Raw genomic sequence first — 16,121 nt, 5'->3', positions numbered from 1 at the left:
ATTTTTAGATAACCAATTGTTTTTGAGATGGTTTAAACTTAGTTAAAACGATACCTTCTACCGCTTTTTCATATTCTTCCATGGTTGGTGTTCTTCCTAAAATTGTAGATAAAACTACTACTGGTGTTGAAGACAATAACGACTCTCCTTTTTTCTCACCTGTATCTTTTACAACTCTTCCTTGAAATAAACGTGTAGATGTTGCCATTACAGTATCACCTGGTTCTGCCTTCTCTTGATTACCCATACATAAGTTACATCCAGGACGCTCTAAATACAACATATTTTTATACTTAGTACGTGCTAAACCTTTAGGTAAACTATCATCAAACTCAAAACCTGAATACTTTTGTAATACTTCCCAGTCTCCTTCTGCTTTTAATTCATCAACAATGTTATATGTTGGTGGAGCAACAACTAAAGGAGCTTTAAACTCTATTTCTCCTTGTTGGGCTTCGATATTTTTTAACATTTGAGCTAAAATCTGCATATCTCCTTTGTGAATCATACAAGAACCAATAAAACCTAGGTCTACTTTTTTAGTTCCTCCATAAAAAGATAATGGACGAATAGTATCATGCGTATAACGCTTAGAAACATCTTCATTATTAACATCTGGATCAGCAATCATTGGTTCAGCAATTTCATCTAAATCAATAACAACATCAGCATAATAATTAGCATCAGCATCTGGTTTTAAAGCAGGCTTGATTCCTGTTTTCAATTCTTGAATTCTATTATTCGCTTTATCAACTAAACCTTGTAACATTTGTTTTTCGTTATCCATACCCTTATCAATCATGATTTGGATACGATCTCTTGCTATTTCTAAAGATTCAATTAATGTTTCTTCTTCTGAAATACAGATAGACGCTTTGGCTTTCATTTCTGCTGTCCAATCTGTAAAGGTAAATGCTTGATCAGAAGTTAATGTTCCAATATGAACTTCGATGATTCTTCCTTGAAATACATTTTCTCCTCCAAATTGCTTTAACATTTGTTGTTGAGTTGCATGCACTACATCACGAAAATCCATAAAACTTTTCATTTCACCTTTAAAGGTAACTTTAACTGACTCAGGAATTGGCATAGTAGCTTCACCAGTTGCTAAAGCAAGAGCTACAGTACCAGAATCTGCACCAAAAGCAACACCTTTAGACATACGTGTATGAGAATCACCACCAATAATAATATCCCAATCATCAACAGTAATATCATTTAAAACTTTATGAATTACATCTGTCATTGCATGATATTGTCCTTTAGGGTCACGTGCAGTGATTAAACCAAAATCATTCATAAATTTCATTAATCTAGGAATGTTCGCTTTTGATTTATCATCCCATACAGAAGCTGTATGACATCCTGATTGATAACCAGCATCTACGATTGGAGATACAATAGTTGCTGCCATCATTTCTAATTCTTGAGACGTCATTAAACCAGTAGTATCTTGAGAACCTACAATATTTACTTCTACACGAACATTTGAACCTGCATGTAATGTTTTTCCAGGTGTTGTTCCTACTGCATTTTTATTGAAAATTTTCTCAACAGCAGTTAAACCTTGACCTTCAATAGACACCTCTTTAGAAGGGGCATAAACTTGAGGTACATCTATACCTAATATATTACATGATAACGTTTGTAATTTTTTACCAAAAACTACTGCATAAGAACCTCCTGCTTTAATAAATTCCATTTTTGGAGGTGTAAGAGCTGTAGAGATGTCTTTTAATTCTACATTACCACTATATAATTTCTTTTCTTTAGTATTTATTGTTAAAACTGTTCCTGTTTCAACTGAATACATTTGTTTTAAGATTGGTTCTCCTTCTTCATTAACAATTGTATTACCATCTGCATCTTTTTGCTGTACCCAATTTTTTAAATCGATACCTATTCCACCTGTAACTCCAACAGTTGTTAAGAAAATTGGTGCTATCCCATTAGTACCAGCAATTACTGGAGCTATATTGATAAATGGTACATAAGGACTTGAAGAAATTCCTGTCCATAGTGCAACATTATTTACACCAGACATTCTTGAAGATCCTACCCCCATAGTTCCTTTTTCAGCGATTAACATAACACGCTTGTCAGGATGCTGCTCTTTTAAATCTAACAATTCTTGTTGCATTTCTTTATTATGCTCAAACATACATTGCCCATGTAACTCACGATCTGATCTAGAGTGTGCATCGGCACCTGGAGATAATAAATCTGTAGAGATATCACCAACACCTGCGATATAGGTAACTACTTCAATTTCTTCTTCTACTTCTGGAAGTTTTGTAAAAAATTCTGCTTGGGCATAACTTTCTAATAATTCTTTAGAAATAGGACAACCCTTTTTATATGCATCTTCTAATCTTTCTACATCTGCTTCATATAAAAACACTTGCGTTTTTAATACCTCTGCTGCTTTTTTAGCAATTTCAATGTCTTTGCCTAGTAAAACTAAATCTAACAAAACAGTAATTGATGGACCACCTTTCATATGAGATAATAACTCAAATGCAAATTCAGTTGTAATTTCTTCAACTTTAGATTCACCCAAAATGATTTCTTTTAAGAATTGGGATTTTACACTTGCTGCACTTGTAGTACCGGGTAATACATTGTATATAAAAAAGTTTAGAGAATCTGCTCTATACTCATTATTTACATCTTTAATTTGCGCAATAATTTCGCTTAATAATTCCTGACCATCAATAGGTTTTGGTTGAAGACCTTGTGCTTTACGTTCTTCTATTTCAATAAGGTAATCCTTGTAAGTTTGCATGAAAAAAATCTTTTTTCTAAAAGTTTTACACCCTAATTTTAGTTAAAGTATACTGCTTTTTTTTCGGTTAATTTTAGTAGGACAAACATACATTTTTTATATTAATTTTAAAGTATAATTAATAAAATGCAACAATTAATGAATAAAAAAAGAATATTTAAACAAACACTGAATTTAATTTAGAAAAAAGGATTTTTTTTTACATTTATTTGATAAGTCTGTAAAAAATTAATAAAAAAAGCAGACTAATAAGCCGAATTCTGTATCCTTATTAAAAGGTTCTTATCATTTATCTAGTTCTAAAATTACTCTTAGAATCTATCTGCCTACCCTTTAGAATCGAGCGAGTAGCTCTCAAGCTCTAATATACATGGCATTGCACCGTATAGAGTTTACCTGGTTTCACTACAGCCTAACTGTACATTCTTTCTGTTGCACTTGTCCTCAACTTACGTTGGACGGATGTTATCCGCTATACTTACTCTTTGGTGTCCGGACTTTCCTTCCCAAACAAATTTGGGACGATAAGATAAGTCTGCTATTTTTTATAATTAATCTCATTCATAAAAAAACCCACTCAAAATTTGAGTGGGAAAAATTGCTATGAAAAAGAAAAAGTGTTGCTGATAAATCAACAACACTGCAAATATATATTATTTTTTTTTACTAAAAAACATTTTCCAGAAAAAAAACAATTGTTTTTTACGAATCTTATATTCTTAAGAGAACATATCCTTTACTTTTTCAAAAAATGATTTATCAGATTTATTTGGGCTTGGTATAAAGTTTTCATCATCCGACATTTTTTCAAAGAACAGTCTTTGTTCTTTATTTAATTCTTGAGGTGTCCAAACATTAATATGGATTAAGAAATCACCTGAACCATAACTTTCAATACTAGGTAAACCTTTGCCTTTTAATCTTAATATTTTTCCTGACTGAGTTCCTGCTTCAATTTTAATTTTAACTTTACCTGTAACAGTTTCAACCTCTTTACTTGTTCCTAAAACTGCTTCGGAGAAATTGACATACAAATCATAATGAATATTTGTACCTTCTCTTTTTAATGTATTGTGAGGAATTTCTTCAATCAACACTAATAAATCACCAGCTATTGAGTTTTTACCAGGTGCTTCATTACCCTTTCCTCCTACTTTTAATTGAACTCCTTCAGTTACACCAGCAGGTATATTAATAGAAACCGTTTCTTCTTCAACAATTAAACCTTGAGCATCTGCTCCATTTGGTTTCTTATCCATTATCTCTCCAGCTCCAGAACAAGTTCCACAGGTAGTAGCAGTTTGCATTCTACCTAAAATAGTATTGGTAACTCGCATTTGCTGACCAGAACCATTACATGTTGTACATGTCTTATAAGTAACTCCTGATGCTTGAACTTTTCTGCGAACTTTTACTTTTTTTTCTATGCCTTTTGCAATTTCTTCTAAAGTAAGTTTTACACGAATACGCATATTACTTCCTTTTACTCTTGCTTGACGTTGGCCTCCACCACCGCCAAAACCTCCAAAGCCGCCACCAAAGCCTCCTCCAAAGATATCTCCAAATTGGCTGAATATGTCATCCATATCCATACCTCCGCCACCAAAACCGCCACCACCTTGTGGGCCATCAAAAGCAGCATGACCGTATTGATCATAACGTGCTTTTTTGTTTTCATCACTTAAAACTTCATATGCTTCTGCAGCCTTTTTAAAGTTTTCTTCGGCAGTTTTATCTCCAGGATTTTTATCTGGATGATATTTAATTGCCATTTTTCTGTAGGCTTTTTTAATTTCAGCTTGAGTTGCTGATTTTGATATTCCTAATACCTCGTAAAAGTCTTGTTTTGCCATTTTATTTTTTTTTTTAGTCATTGAGAACTTAATGAAGTAATCTGGTTCAATAGACTACTTGGTTTTTCTTCATCGTAATGACAAAAATTTACTGTCCGATAACCACTTTTGGGTAACGAATAATTTTATCTCCTAACTTATATCCTTTTTCCACACAGTCAATAACTTTTCCTTTTAAATCTTCAGAAGGAGCTGGAATTTGTGTAATTGCTTCATGAATTTCGGCATCAAAAGTATCTCCTGCTTTTACTTCTATAGCTGTTAATCCTTTTTGGGTTAGTGTATTATTTAATTTATCATTAATCAACTGCATCCCTTTTAACAACTCTTTATCCTTTGCTTTTTTTATTTCTGCCAGACCTCTGTCAAAATCGTCCATAATTGGCAATAAGGCTGTCATTAATTCTTGACCTGCAGTTTTAAATAATTCTATTCTTTCTCGAGAAGTTCTCTTTTTATAGTTTTCAAACTCTGCAAATAAGCGTAAAAACTTGTCTTTTTCTGCTTGGATTAACTCTTCTGCTGTTGGTTCTTCTTTTACAACTTCTTCTTCAACAGTTTGATTTTCTTCAACTTGTGCAGGTTCTTGCTCGTTCTTTATTTCTTCTTGTATATTTTCTTCTTTACTCATTTCTTTGTAATCATTAAATTGTACACAATTTATTGGCAAAAATGCTGCCAATAAAAAAATAGTGTCAACTTGACACTATTTTGTTAAATTTTAACATGAGACCAATTTTCACCAGACTTAATTCTATGAATTTGCATATCTGAAACACCAAAGCGTTTTGCTATCATAGTGATTCTTGTTCTGTTATTTTTTAATTGGCGTTTAATAATTTTAACTTTTCCTTCTGTTAATTTACCAATATTTCTACTTCTTTTTTTTACTACAGATTCCCAATTTGGATTATTAAATTGATGCAATTCTTTTTCTCTTTTTGTAGCCCATTTTAAGTTATTGACGGTATTATCTTTTTTATCATAATTAAGATGAATTACATAAACCTGATCTTCATTTTCTTTTTCTAAAAAATGTTGAGCTACTAATTTATGTACATATCTACTTGTAGTTTTATGATTTAATTTTTGTCTCAAAGAAATGGTTTCATATCCATTTATGTAGGTTTTTTTCTTTAGAACTTGTTTATCTTTAGAATATTTTATTATTCTACCATAATTAGAAATTCTAAATTTTACTTTTTCGGATATTTTTTCATCAAATTGAATATCTTTCCAATCTTCATTCCATAAGTTTCTAATCATAATTATAAAAGTTATATTAATTAATAATAAAACTTTTTCTCTTTCTAATTTTTTAATTTTACTCTAATGGCAATATTATTGCAAAACTTAATCTTCTATTCTTTCAATTTTAGCACCAATAGATTTTAAACGAGCTTCAATGTTTTCGTAACCTCTATCTATTTGTTCTATATTGTTTATGATACTTGTTCCGCTTGCAGAAAGTGCTGCTATTAATAGAGAAATTCCTGCTCTAATATCTGGAGAAGTCATTTTTGTTGCTTTTAATTGCGACTGGAAATCATGACCTATAACTGTTGCTCTATGTGGGTCACACAGAATTACTTTTGCGCCCATATCAATTAATTTATCGACAAAGAACAAGCGACTTTCGAACATTTTTTGATGAATTAAAACGGTTCCTTTTGCTTGTGTAGCAATGACCAAAATAATACTTAGTAAATCTGGAGTAAATCCGGGCCATGGTGCATCTGCGACTGTTAAAACAGAACCATCTATATAGTTTTGGATTTCATACGATTCTTGTTCTGGAATATAAATATCGTCTCCTTTTTTCTCTAATTGAATTCCTAATTTTCTAAACACGTTTGGAATCTGACCTAGATTCTCCCAACTCACATTTTTAATAGTTAGTTCTGATTGTGTCATTACTGCAACACCAATCCAAGAACCAATTTCAATCATATCTGGTAATACCGTATGTTCACAACCAACCAAAGAATCAACTCCTGTAATTGTTAATAAATTTGAACCTACACCTTCGATTTTTGCACCCATTGAATTCAACATTTTACACAATTGTTGAATGTATGGTTCGCAAGCAGCATTGTAAATTCTTGTTGTTCCACTTGCTAAAACTGCTGCCATAATGATGTTTGCAGTTCCTGTAACTGAGGCTTCATCTAACAACATATCCGTACCAAAAAGTTCATCAGCTTCTACACCATAAAACTTTTCTTCTTTATTATATCTAAATTTTGCACCTAATCTGATAAATCCTTCAAAGTGAGTATCTAAACGTCTACGACCAATTTTATCTCCTCCAGGACGTGGAATGTAGCCTTTACCAAAACGAGCTAATAACGGTCCAACAATCATAATAGATCCACGTAAAGAACTACCATCTCGTTTAAAATTATCTGACTCTAAATAAGGCAAATCAACTTCATCTGCTTGAAATGCATAAGAATTTGCGTTTAATTTTTCAACTTTTACACCCAATTCTCCTAAGATAAATATCAACTTATTAACATCAATAATATCTGGAACATTATTTACAACTACCCTTTCTGGAGTTAATAATACTGCACAAAGAATTTGTAATACTTCGTTTTTTGCTCCTTGTGGTGTGATGGTTCCGTTTAATTTATGTCCACCTTCAATTTTAAATGATGCCATTAATTAGTATCTTTTTCTATTCTTATTATTGTTATGGTGCTTCTTATGATTGTTTTTTGAATGATTTTGACCTTGAGAGTTTCTTTTTCTTAACAAGTTTTTACTATCTGTCAATTCTTCATCAGTATTTCTAAGATCTAATTTTCCGTCAGATAAATCATATAAATGATTAAAAATTACTGCATCATCAACAGTGTCTTTGTTCCAATTTAGGTAACATTTTTTCATATGATTCGCAATTGTAAACACTAAGGCTTCTTTTTTATCATCATCTTCCCAACTTAATGCTACATCAATCATTGTTTGAATGTTATTACCATAATAACGGTATCTTGATGCTGATTTTGGATATGCTAAAGGTTCTGGCTTCTCTTGTAATTCTTCTTTAGAGGGTTGTGGATATGGAGAGTCTACATCAAGCTCAAACTTAGACATGATAAAAAGTTGATCCCATAATTTGTGTTTAAAATCGGGAACATCACGTAAATGCGGTTGTAAATTCCCCATTACATCTACAATGGCTTTAGCCATTTTATTACGTTCTTCTTTGGTTTCTAGTGCAACACAATGATTCACTAATTTTTGAATATGTCTACCATATTCTGGAATAATCATTAATGTTCTTTCTGAATTATATTCTAAATCGAATGTCATTTATTTAATTTTGTGAAGTTTATTAGTTTCTAAACAATAATTTTAGAAATTTTATTAGTTCTGGACTCTGCTAGAACTAAAAACTTATAATTTGTAGTTTTTTAACGCTGCAAAATAACGATTTATTTTTAGTTTTTAGGATTATTTTATCCAATCACTTTTAATTTAGCAAATTGTAGTAACAATTTCTTTTTACCAACTGTACCAAACTTAATTTCTGCTTTTTTATTAGGTCCATTTCCTTCTAAAGCTATTACCTCTCCACTGCCAAATCTATTGTGTTCAACGATGTTACCTACTGCAATTTTACCATCAAATAGATTGGCTTTTGAATTTGCTTGAGATACTTTTTTTAAGTTTTTAGGAATGATAATTTCTTTCTTTTTTAATAAATCTCGTTCCATTTTTTTACGCTGAATTGGTTTTTGAAAACGAATTCCTTTAGGAGCATCATCAAATAAACTCTTATCTACAAAACGGTTTGCAGATGATTCTGGAACTTTTGGTGTAATGTAGTGTAAAAATTGGTCATCAATCTCTTCTAAAAAACGACTTGGTTCTGCATCAACCAATTTCCCCCATCTATAACGTGTTTGTGCATAACTTAAATAGGCTACTTTTTCTGCTCTAGTTAATGCTACATAAAACAATCTACGCTCCTCCTCTAACTCGCTTCTAGTGTTCATGCTCATTGCAGAAGGAAATAAATTCTCTTCTAAACCAACAATATATATGTACTGATATTCTAATCCTTTAGACTGATGAATGGTCATTAGAGACACTGTTGGTTTGTCATCATCTTTATTGTTATCAAAATCGGTTGCTAAAGCTACATCCTCTAAGAAAGCTGTTAAAGAAGCATCTTCTCCTTGTTCTATTTTATCTGTGATAAAATCTTTAATTCCGTTTAATAGTTCTTGAACATTTTCAACTTTACTAACCGCTTCTGGGGTTCCGTCTTTCTCTAAATCTTTGATTAATCGTGTTAATTTTACAACTTCTTCTGCAATTTCAAAAGCATTTTTAGTTTGTGCTTCAATTTGCAAACGCAAAATCATATTCATAAAATTCTGCAACTTGTTCTTGGTTCCAGAATTAATTTTGATATCAATCTTATCAATATATTTTATGATTTCAAAAATTGATTTTTTATAATGATTTGCAGCAATGGTTAATCGATCTATAGTTGTTGCCCCAATTCCACGTGCAGGATAATTGATAATTCTTTTTAAGGCTTCTTCATCATTAGGATTGATTAAAATACGTAAATAAGACAAAATATCTTTGATTTCTTTTCGCTGATAGAATGACATTCCGCCATAAATTTTATAATCGATATTTTTCTTTCTTAACGCATCTTCAATGGCTCTTGATTGTGAATTTGTTCTGTACAGCACACAAAAATCATCAGGTTTTAATTGATGATTCATCATGTTTTCCCAAATGGATTGTGCTACAAAACGACCTTCTTCTCCATCTGAAATGGTACGCATTACATTGATTGAATCTCCTGCATCATTACTTGTCCAGACTTCTTTATCTAATTTAGTCTTATTTCTTGCTATAACTGAATTAGCAGCATTTACAATATTTTTAGTAGAACGATAATTCTGTTCTAACTTAAATGTTTTTACATCGGGATAATCTTTCTGAAAATTTAAAATATTCTGAATATTTGCACCTCTAAAACTATAAATACTTTGCGAATCATCACCTACTACACAGATGTTTTGAAAACGATCTGCCAACGCTTTTACAATTAAATATTGAGAATGGTTTGTATCTTGATACTCATCTACCATAATGTACCGAAAACGGTCTTGATATTTTGCCAAAACATCAGGAAAACGCGCTAACAATTCATTAGTTCTTAACAACAAATCATCAAAATCCATTGCTCCTGCCTTAAAGCATCTATCTACATATTCTCTATAAATATCACCAACTTTTGGTCTGCTAGCATGCAGGTCTGCTTCTTGCAAGTCAGAATTATTAAAATAGGCTTTAACTGTAATTAAACTGTTTTTAAATGATGATATTCTATGCTGAATTTGTTTTGCTTTGTATCGCTCTTTATCCAAATTCATTTCTTTAATAATCGAAGTTAAGAGACGAGTAGCATCTTGAGTATCGTAAATGGTGAAATTTGATGGAAATCCTAATTTATCAGCCTCAGAACGTAAAATTCTTGCAAAAACCGAGTGGAATGTTCCCATCCACAAATTTTTAGCCTCACTTTGTCCTACAACTCCAGCAATTCTGTCTTTCATTTCTCTTGCTGCTTTGTTGGTAAATGTGAGTGATAATATGTTAAATGAATCTACACCTTGCTGCATTAGATGTGCAATTCTGTAGGTTAATACACGAGTTTTTCCAGAACCTGCACCAGCGATAATAATCATTGGTCCATCTTTTTGTAAAACAGCCTGTTTTTGTGCTTCGTTTAAAGAATTTAGATAAGTACTCAATTATTTATTTTGAAAAGATTTGAAAGTGTGAAATTAAGAAATGTTCATCAATATTAATTATTAGTTTTATAAAATTATAAATACATTTACAAGATTAATATTATTCTCATGAAAAATTACTTCTTTTTAGTATTATTCATTACATTTTCAAGTCTTATTTCTAGTCAAAACAATAGGATAAAAGGAAAGATTATTAAAAACTTTGGCGAAACCTTTGATGTGAAAAATGTAGATATAAAAACAGACATCACTAAAGAATTTAAGGTGATTTTTGATGTTTCTACAAGTTCTAAAAAGACAAATATAATTAACAAAAATATTGTTACAGCTGCAAGGTTTTTAAACATGCATGCAAATGCAGGTATGAAACCTGAACAGTTAAAAGTAGCTATTACTATTCATGGTGGAGCATGGAAAGATGTCTTAAATGATGATGCTTATTTTAAGAGATATGGCGTTAAAAATCCAAATTCTCTACTCATCAAAGAATTAAAAAATGCAGGTGTAGATATTATTATTTGTGGACAGACTGCTTCATATAGAGAAATTGATAAAAAAGTTATTTTACCAGAAGTAAAGTTTGCGCTTTCTGCAATGACTGCATTATTACAATATCAAAACATTGGTTATACATTTATAAAGTTTTAGTTGAATGGAAGATAAATTATTAGAAAGTATCGCTTACATTTTACCTGCTGCAGTTACAGGTTTTGTAGCGTATTATATGTTTAACGGTTTTATTTCTCAGCAAAATGCAGAAAAGAAACTAGGATTGCTAGCTGAAAAGAAAAAAGAAGCTTTACCTATAAAATTACAATCTTATGAACGCATGTTATTATTTTGTGAGCGTATTAATCCTGTAAAGATTGTAGTAAGAATTAAACCTATTTCTGACAAAGCTGATGATTATTTACAGCTACTATTATCTAATATCGAACAAGAGTTTGAGCATAATTTAGTGCAGCAAATTTACATTTCAGACAAAACTTGGACAGCCATTTTAGGTGCCAAAAATGCAACTATTAATAAATTAAAACAAGTTGCAGAAACTTCTAATTCTGCAAATGATTTACGCCAAAACCTACTGATAGACTACTCTAAAACCCTACCTCCTACTGACATAGCCATCGATTTTATTAAAAGTGAAGTAAAGAAACTATTATAAAAAAAGGCTCCAAAAATGGAGCCTTTCTACGTTGTATAATTTAGCTTTTTATTATAAATTTATTTTTACTCCTAGATTATAATTTCTACCTCTTGAAGTGAAACCAGCAATTTCTTGAAAATCCTCATTAAAAATATTAGTAACTGCTCCATAAAAAGTAACCTTACCTTCTAACAAACTGTGATTTATAAAGAAATCAATTACATTGTAAGATGATAAATCTATGTTTCCAAAATCTTTTGTCTCATCAACAAATCTATAATTTAATGAGGTAAAAGTTGATGCTAGTAATTGATAATTTACTTTTGCAAAAAACTTGTTTTGAGGTATTTTTAGCAACAAGCTCTCATCTCTATCTATGTATGTATAATTAGCAAGTAAACTCAATTTTTCTGAAGCTTTATATGTAACTTCTGCTTCTACTCCTTTTGCTAAAAAGGTTCCAAAATCATTAATTGTTTGAAAGGTATTAGGATCAAAACCAATCTTATTAGTTTCCTCTCTGTAGAAATAAGTTGCATTAAAAGAAAAATCATCTGTATTAAAACTAAAACCACCTTCAATTGTACTATCTTCTTCTGGTAATAGTTCATTGATTGTAGGTAGTTTTGTGAAAATTTCTGATAAAGTTGGTGTCACAAAAGCAGTACTATACGAAGCAAATATTTTTACATCATTATCATTAATTTTAAAATTATATGATGGATTTATATTATAAACCACATTGCTACCATATTCGCTATGAATATTTACACGAGTTCCTAAATTTACATTCAACCCAAAGTTAGAAACATAGTTAAATGATAAATAGGGATCATAAAAATGCTGTTTACCTTTCCCTTCTTCTATTGTTCTGTAAGTAGTTCTTTGTTCCATATCTTGAAACTGAGAAGTAAAACCTAGTAAAAAAGAAAAATTGGGATTGAACTTATAATGATTAAAAATATCGAATCCGTAAACTTCTCCTCTAAAAAAGTCATTTGAAGGCGTTTCATTTCTTTCAATATCAGTTAAAAAAGTCCTTACTTTTAGGGTTCCTTTTTGATATTTATAATCAAGATTTACCCCTAATCTTTTTTGAGAACTATTCAGGTTATTATTCTTATCAGCAGGTATACTTGCAAAAGTTACTGGATCATAATCAAACCCATCAAAATCAGTAGAAAACTCATCTATACTTGTAAAAACTCCAACCTTAATATTTTTGTTGATATGGTAATTTAACTTTAATAAAACATTTTCTCTTGAAAATTTATCCTCTTCAAATTGAGTATTTGTAGTACTTTCTGCTGCAGACAAACCAGCAGAACCATTTGCATTTAGAGCCAATAAATAATCTACTTTTCCTAAAGTTCCATTAAAATTAAAATTGGTAGCAAATTCTTTAGCTGAAAAACTATTATTTTCACTTGATGAATTTGTTCCTACAGAAGAAGTAAAAGTTCCAGAAAAACTATCTTTTGATGATTTTTTTAAGATGATGTTAATAACACCTGTTGCAGCTCCTGTTCCATATAACGTAGAGGATGCTCCCTTTAAAACCTCAATGCTTTCTATTTGATTAATGTCTATCTGACGTAAGTCAAAATCTCCATTAAAGGATGATGGATCATTTACGTTAACGCCATCAATTAAAATGGCAACCTGTCTATTTCTTCCTCCTCTAATGTAATACCCTAAATTTTGTCCTTTAGTGCTAAAATTACCATTAATTTCAATACCAGGAACGTCATTTAATAAATCTACAACTGTTCTTCCTTGACTATTTTTAATAGTCTCTTGATTAATTTTGTAAACTACTTTACCAATATTTTTTTTACTGGTTTTAAACTTTGTTGCAGTTATTACAACTTCGTCTAAGCTTTCTACTTTTTCTTTTTGCGTTTGTTTTTTTTGTGCAAAAAGATTTGTGCTGGCAAAACTAAATGCCAAAGCACTAACAATTACAAATTGTTTGTTCATTTTTTAATGATTTAATTGATACAATAAATCAGGTAAATTTTGTGTACGAATAGAGATTAGTACATAAACTTTTATCCCGAAAGTTTTTAACTCGTGAAAATGGCAGGTCTCCTGACTCGTTTTTATGTTATTTGCCTTCCCAACTTTTTTAAGGTCAGTGACATAAGAATAATAACATCCTCTAATGAGGTGCTGAAACTAGTTCAGCATAAACTTACAGTTGCGGGAACAGTTCTGGTTTTTCACCAGATTCCCTTTTAATTCCGATAAAAAATCGGAAACCAAATTCAAAACAAAAGTAGATGTATTCTTTTTAAGATTCTAATAAAATCGAACACAAATTTTATACCTTTAGCTTTTAAATGTTTTATGACTTATGAGAATTGAAAATGACTTAAAATTAGGATTTAAAGATGTAATGATTCGTCCAAAACGATCAACTTTAAAATCACGATCGCAAGTAACATTAGAAAGAGAATTTACTTTTCTTCATAGTGATGTTGTATGGAAAGGCATTCCTATAATGGCTGCAAATATGGATACTGTAGGTACTTTTGAAATGGCAAAAGCATTATCAAAACATAATTTATTTACGGCAATTCATAAACACTACGCTATTGAAGAATGGAGAGATTTTGCCACAAACACTACTGATAAAACATTAAATAATATTGCAGTTAGCACAGGAACAGGAAAGGAAGACTTTGAGAAAGTGAAAACTATTTTAAATGAGTTTCCTCAGATTAATTTTATCTGCATAGATGTTGCAAATGGATATTCAGAACATTTTGTAAACTTTGTTCAAAAAATGCGAAAAAATCATCCTAATAAAGTCATTATTGCAGGTAATGTTGTTACTGGAGAAATGGTTGAAGAATTATTATTGGCTGGTGCAGATATTATAAAAGTTGGTATTGGTCCAGGTTCTGTTTGTACTACTCGCGTAAAAACAGGAGTTGGATATCCTCAGTTATCAGCAATTATAGAATGTGCAGATGCAGCTCACGGAATGGGAGGCCATATTATTTCTGATGGTGGCTGCAAAATCCCTGGTGATTTGTCTAAAGCTTTTGGTGGTAGTGCAGATTTTGTAATGTTGGGTGGAATGTTGGCAGGTCACAAAGAAAGTGGTGGTGAATTTATTGATAAAAACGGAGAACAATTCAAAGTTTTTTATGGTATGAGTTCTGAAACTGCAATGAATAAACATGCTGGTGGGGTTGCCAATTACAGAGCATCAGAAGGTAAAACAGTAGAAGTTCCTTTTAGAGGTGATATTGAAGATACCATTATAGATATTTTAGGTGGAATTCGTTCAACATGTACTTATGTTGGTGCAAAAAGATTAAAAGAACTGACAAAAAGAACCACATTTATCAGAGTTCAAGAACAAGAAAATCAAGTATATTCATGATTAAAAAGTTTTTCATTTTTAGTTGTTCGTTTTTAGTTTTTTTTTCCTGTAAAAAAGAACCTATAAAAAATGCTATCAAACCAATTGAGAAAAGCATCATAAAATATGCAAAAGGTTTTGATATTATTGATAAAAACGGAACTAAAAAACTAATTATAAAATCAGCTTATCAAAATTCTAATGAAGTTTTTGAATATGAAATTCAACATAAAAACTCAACAAAAAATAAAAATTCATCAAATTTAAATATTGAAGTTCCAATTGAGAAAATTGTGGTAACCTCAACTACTCATATTCCTATGGTAGAATATTTAAATGAGGAAACATCAATTATTGGGTTTCCGTATTCAAAGTATGTTTCTTCAAAAAAAACAAGAGCTTTAATAGATGCTGGTAACATCAAAGAAATTGGTAAAGAAAGCTCATTAAACACTGAAATTTTATTGGATTTACAACCTGACTTGGTAGTTGGCTACAGTGTTTCTTCTGCAGATAAATCCTTAACTACAATACAAAAAGCAGGAATAAATGTAATTTATAACGGAGATTGGTTAGAAGAAACTCCTTTAGGAAGAGCAGAATGGATTAAATTTTTTGGGATTTTATTTGATAAAGAACAACAAGCTGATAGTATTTTTAATGTCATAGAAACTAATTATTTGACTGCTAAAAAAATCGCTTTAAAAAATGTAAAAAAACCAACTGTTTTATCTGGTGCTATTATGAGTAAAGATATTTGGAACTTACCAGCTGGTGAGAGTTTTGTAGCGCAGTTTCTAAAAGATGCTAACTTGAATTATTTGTGGCAAGACTCTAATGGAAAAGGAAGTTTATCATTAAGTTTTGAAAGTGTTTTTGATAAAGCTCAAAATGCTGATTTTTGGATTGCTCCTGGTTATTTTTCATCAAAAGAACAATTATTAAATAGCAACCAATTGTATGCTAAATTCAAAGCTTTTGAAAATGATAAAATTTATACTCCATCCACTAAAAAAGGGAAAACAGGTGGCGTTATTTATTATGAATTGGCACCAACAAGACCAGATTTAGTATTAAAGGATATGATTAAAATTACTAATTCTGAACTACTACCCAATTACAGAATGACATTCTTTGAGAAAATGCAATAATTGTTACATTTTAAATTTTAATACTA

12 protein-coding genes, 1 other RNA gene and 1 riboswitch are annotated in these 16,121 nt (G+C 30.7%); of the genes, 4 read left to right on the top strand and 9 right to left on the bottom strand.

Annotated elements, in window-relative coordinates; translation table 11 throughout:
* Window positions 1-4: 4 nt before the first annotated feature.
* The 8 genes from FP421_RS02580 to FP421_RS02545 form a co-directional block, all read right to left on the bottom strand.
* Window positions 5-2,785, bottom strand: a complete 2,781-nt coding sequence (locus FP421_RS02580) for a bifunctional aconitate hydratase 2/2-methylisocitrate dehydratase (protein WP_159947310.1) — start codon at window positions 2,783-2,785, stop codon at window positions 5-7.
* A 233-nt stretch (window positions 2,786-3,018) separates the two neighbouring features.
* Window positions 3,019-3,327, bottom strand: an RNA gene (gene rnpB / locus FP421_RS02575) — RNase P RNA component class A.
* A 177-nt stretch (window positions 3,328-3,504) separates the two neighbouring features.
* Window positions 3,505-4,638, bottom strand: coding sequence for a molecular chaperone DnaJ (gene dnaJ, locus FP421_RS02570; protein ID WP_159947308.1), 1,134 nt, complete (start codon window positions 4,636-4,638; stop codon window positions 3,505-3,507).
* A gap of 88 nt (window positions 4,639-4,726) precedes the next feature.
* A complete protein-coding gene (locus FP421_RS02565; RefSeq protein WP_159947306.1) occupies window positions 4,727-5,269 on the bottom strand; it encodes a nucleotide exchange factor GrpE in 543 nt (180 codons plus the stop codon).
* A gap of 83 nt (window positions 5,270-5,352) precedes the next feature.
* Complete coding sequence (locus tag FP421_RS02560; RefSeq protein ID WP_159947304.1) at window positions 5,353-5,904, bottom strand: NUMOD4 domain-containing protein; 552 nt, start codon at window positions 5,902-5,904, stop codon at window positions 5,353-5,355.
* A gap of 87 nt (window positions 5,905-5,991) precedes the next feature.
* Window positions 5,992-7,302, bottom strand: a complete 1,311-nt coding sequence (murA, locus tag FP421_RS02555) for a UDP-N-acetylglucosamine 1-carboxyvinyltransferase (RefSeq protein WP_159947302.1) — start codon at window positions 7,300-7,302, stop codon at window positions 5,992-5,994.
* Window positions 7,303-7,305: 3 nt separating this feature from the next.
* On the bottom strand, window positions 7,306-7,956 hold the full coding sequence (locus FP421_RS02550; RefSeq protein ID WP_159947300.1) for a DUF4290 domain-containing protein: 651 nt from the start codon (window positions 7,954-7,956) through the stop codon (window positions 7,306-7,308).
* Window positions 7,957-8,102: 146 nt separating this feature from the next.
* Entirely contained in the window at window positions 8,103-10,424 is a 2,322-nt protein-coding gene (locus FP421_RS02545; protein WP_159947298.1) for an ATP-dependent helicase, read from the bottom strand.
* A gap of 108 nt (window positions 10,425-10,532) precedes the next feature.
* Between FP421_RS02545 and FP421_RS02540 the strand changes: the two genes are divergently transcribed.
* Together FP421_RS02540 and FP421_RS02535 are read left to right on the top strand one after the other, a co-directional pair.
* Window positions 10,533-11,072, top strand: coding sequence for a DsrE family protein (locus tag FP421_RS02540; protein ID WP_159947296.1), 540 nt, complete (start codon window positions 10,533-10,535; stop codon window positions 11,070-11,072).
* Between the two features lie 4 nt (window positions 11,073-11,076).
* Window positions 11,077-11,589 carry a DUF7935 family protein gene (locus tag FP421_RS02535; protein ID WP_159947294.1) on the top strand — a complete coding sequence of 171 codons (513 nt, stop codon included), beginning with the start codon at window positions 11,077-11,079 and terminating at the stop codon, window positions 11,587-11,589.
* A gap of 51 nt (window positions 11,590-11,640) precedes the next feature.
* Here the strand turns inward: FP421_RS02535 and FP421_RS02530 are convergent, their stop codons facing one another.
* On the bottom strand, window positions 11,641-13,551 hold the full coding sequence (locus tag FP421_RS02530) for a TonB-dependent receptor plug domain-containing protein (protein WP_159947292.1): 1,911 nt from the start codon (window positions 13,549-13,551) through the stop codon (window positions 11,641-11,643).
* A gap of 84 nt (window positions 13,552-13,635) precedes the next feature.
* A riboswitch (cobalamin riboswitch) is annotated at window positions 13,636-13,852 on the bottom strand.
* Between the two features lie 75 nt (window positions 13,853-13,927).
* On the opposite strand from FP421_RS02530, the gene FP421_RS02525 reads away from it, so the two are divergent.
* Together FP421_RS02525 and FP421_RS02520 are read left to right on the top strand one after the other, a co-directional pair.
* The gene (locus FP421_RS02525) at window positions 13,928-14,965 is read left to right on the top strand and encodes a GMP reductase (protein WP_159947290.1); all 1,038 of its coding nucleotides are present in this window, start codon (window positions 13,928-13,930) and stop codon (window positions 14,963-14,965) included.
* Window positions 14,962-16,095 (top strand): ABC transporter substrate-binding protein, encoded by a 1,134-nt coding sequence (locus tag FP421_RS02520; protein WP_159947288.1) that lies wholly within the window; start codon window positions 14,962-14,964, stop codon window positions 16,093-16,095. The genes FP421_RS02525 and FP421_RS02520 overlap by 4 nt, the downstream gene beginning before the upstream one ends.
* Window positions 16,096-16,121: the final 26 nt, after the last annotated feature.

The organism is Polaribacter septentrionalilitoris, from assembly GCF_009832745.1.
In the GTDB taxonomy this organism is placed as follows: Bacteria; Bacteroidota; Bacteroidia; order Flavobacteriales; family Flavobacteriaceae; genus Polaribacter; species Polaribacter septentrionalilitoris.
This window is presented reverse-complemented; position numbering and strand designations above follow the sequence as displayed.

Excerpts from the sequence above, each read along its gene's own strand:
- FP421_RS02580 (WP_159947310.1), bottom strand. The coding sequence starts at position 2,785 with ATGCAAACTTACAAGGATTACCTTATTGAAATAGAAGAACGTAAAGCA.
- dnaJ (WP_159947308.1), bottom strand. The coding sequence starts at position 4,638 with ATGGCAAAACAAGACTTTTACGAGGTATTAGGAATATCAAAATCAGCA.
- FP421_RS02565 (WP_159947306.1), bottom strand. The coding sequence starts at position 5,269 with ATGAGTAAAGAAGAAAATATACAAGAAGAAATAAAGAACGAGCAAGAA.
- FP421_RS02560 (WP_159947304.1), bottom strand. The coding sequence starts at position 5,904 with ATGATTAGAAACTTATGGAATGAAGATTGGAAAGATATTCAATTTGAT.
- murA (WP_159947302.1), bottom strand. The coding sequence starts at position 7,302 with ATGGCATCATTTAAAATTGAAGGTGGACATAAATTAAACGGAACCATC.
- FP421_RS02550 (WP_159947300.1), bottom strand. The coding sequence starts at position 7,956 with ATGACATTCGATTTAGAATATAATTCAGAAAGAACATTAATGATTATT.
- FP421_RS02540 (WP_159947296.1), top strand. The coding sequence starts at position 10,533 with ATGAAAAATTACTTCTTTTTAGTATTATTCATTACATTTTCAAGTCTT.
- FP421_RS02535 (WP_159947294.1), top strand. The coding sequence starts at position 11,077 with ATGGAAGATAAATTATTAGAAAGTATCGCTTACATTTTACCTGCTGCA.
- FP421_RS02530 (WP_159947292.1), bottom strand. The coding sequence starts at position 13,551 with ATGAACAAACAATTTGTAATTGTTAGTGCTTTGGCATTTAGTTTTGCC.
- FP421_RS02525 (WP_159947290.1), top strand. The coding sequence starts at position 13,928 with ATGAGAATTGAAAATGACTTAAAATTAGGATTTAAAGATGTAATGATT.
- FP421_RS02520 (WP_159947288.1), top strand. The coding sequence starts at position 14,962 with ATGATTAAAAAGTTTTTCATTTTTAGTTGTTCGTTTTTAGTTTTTTTT.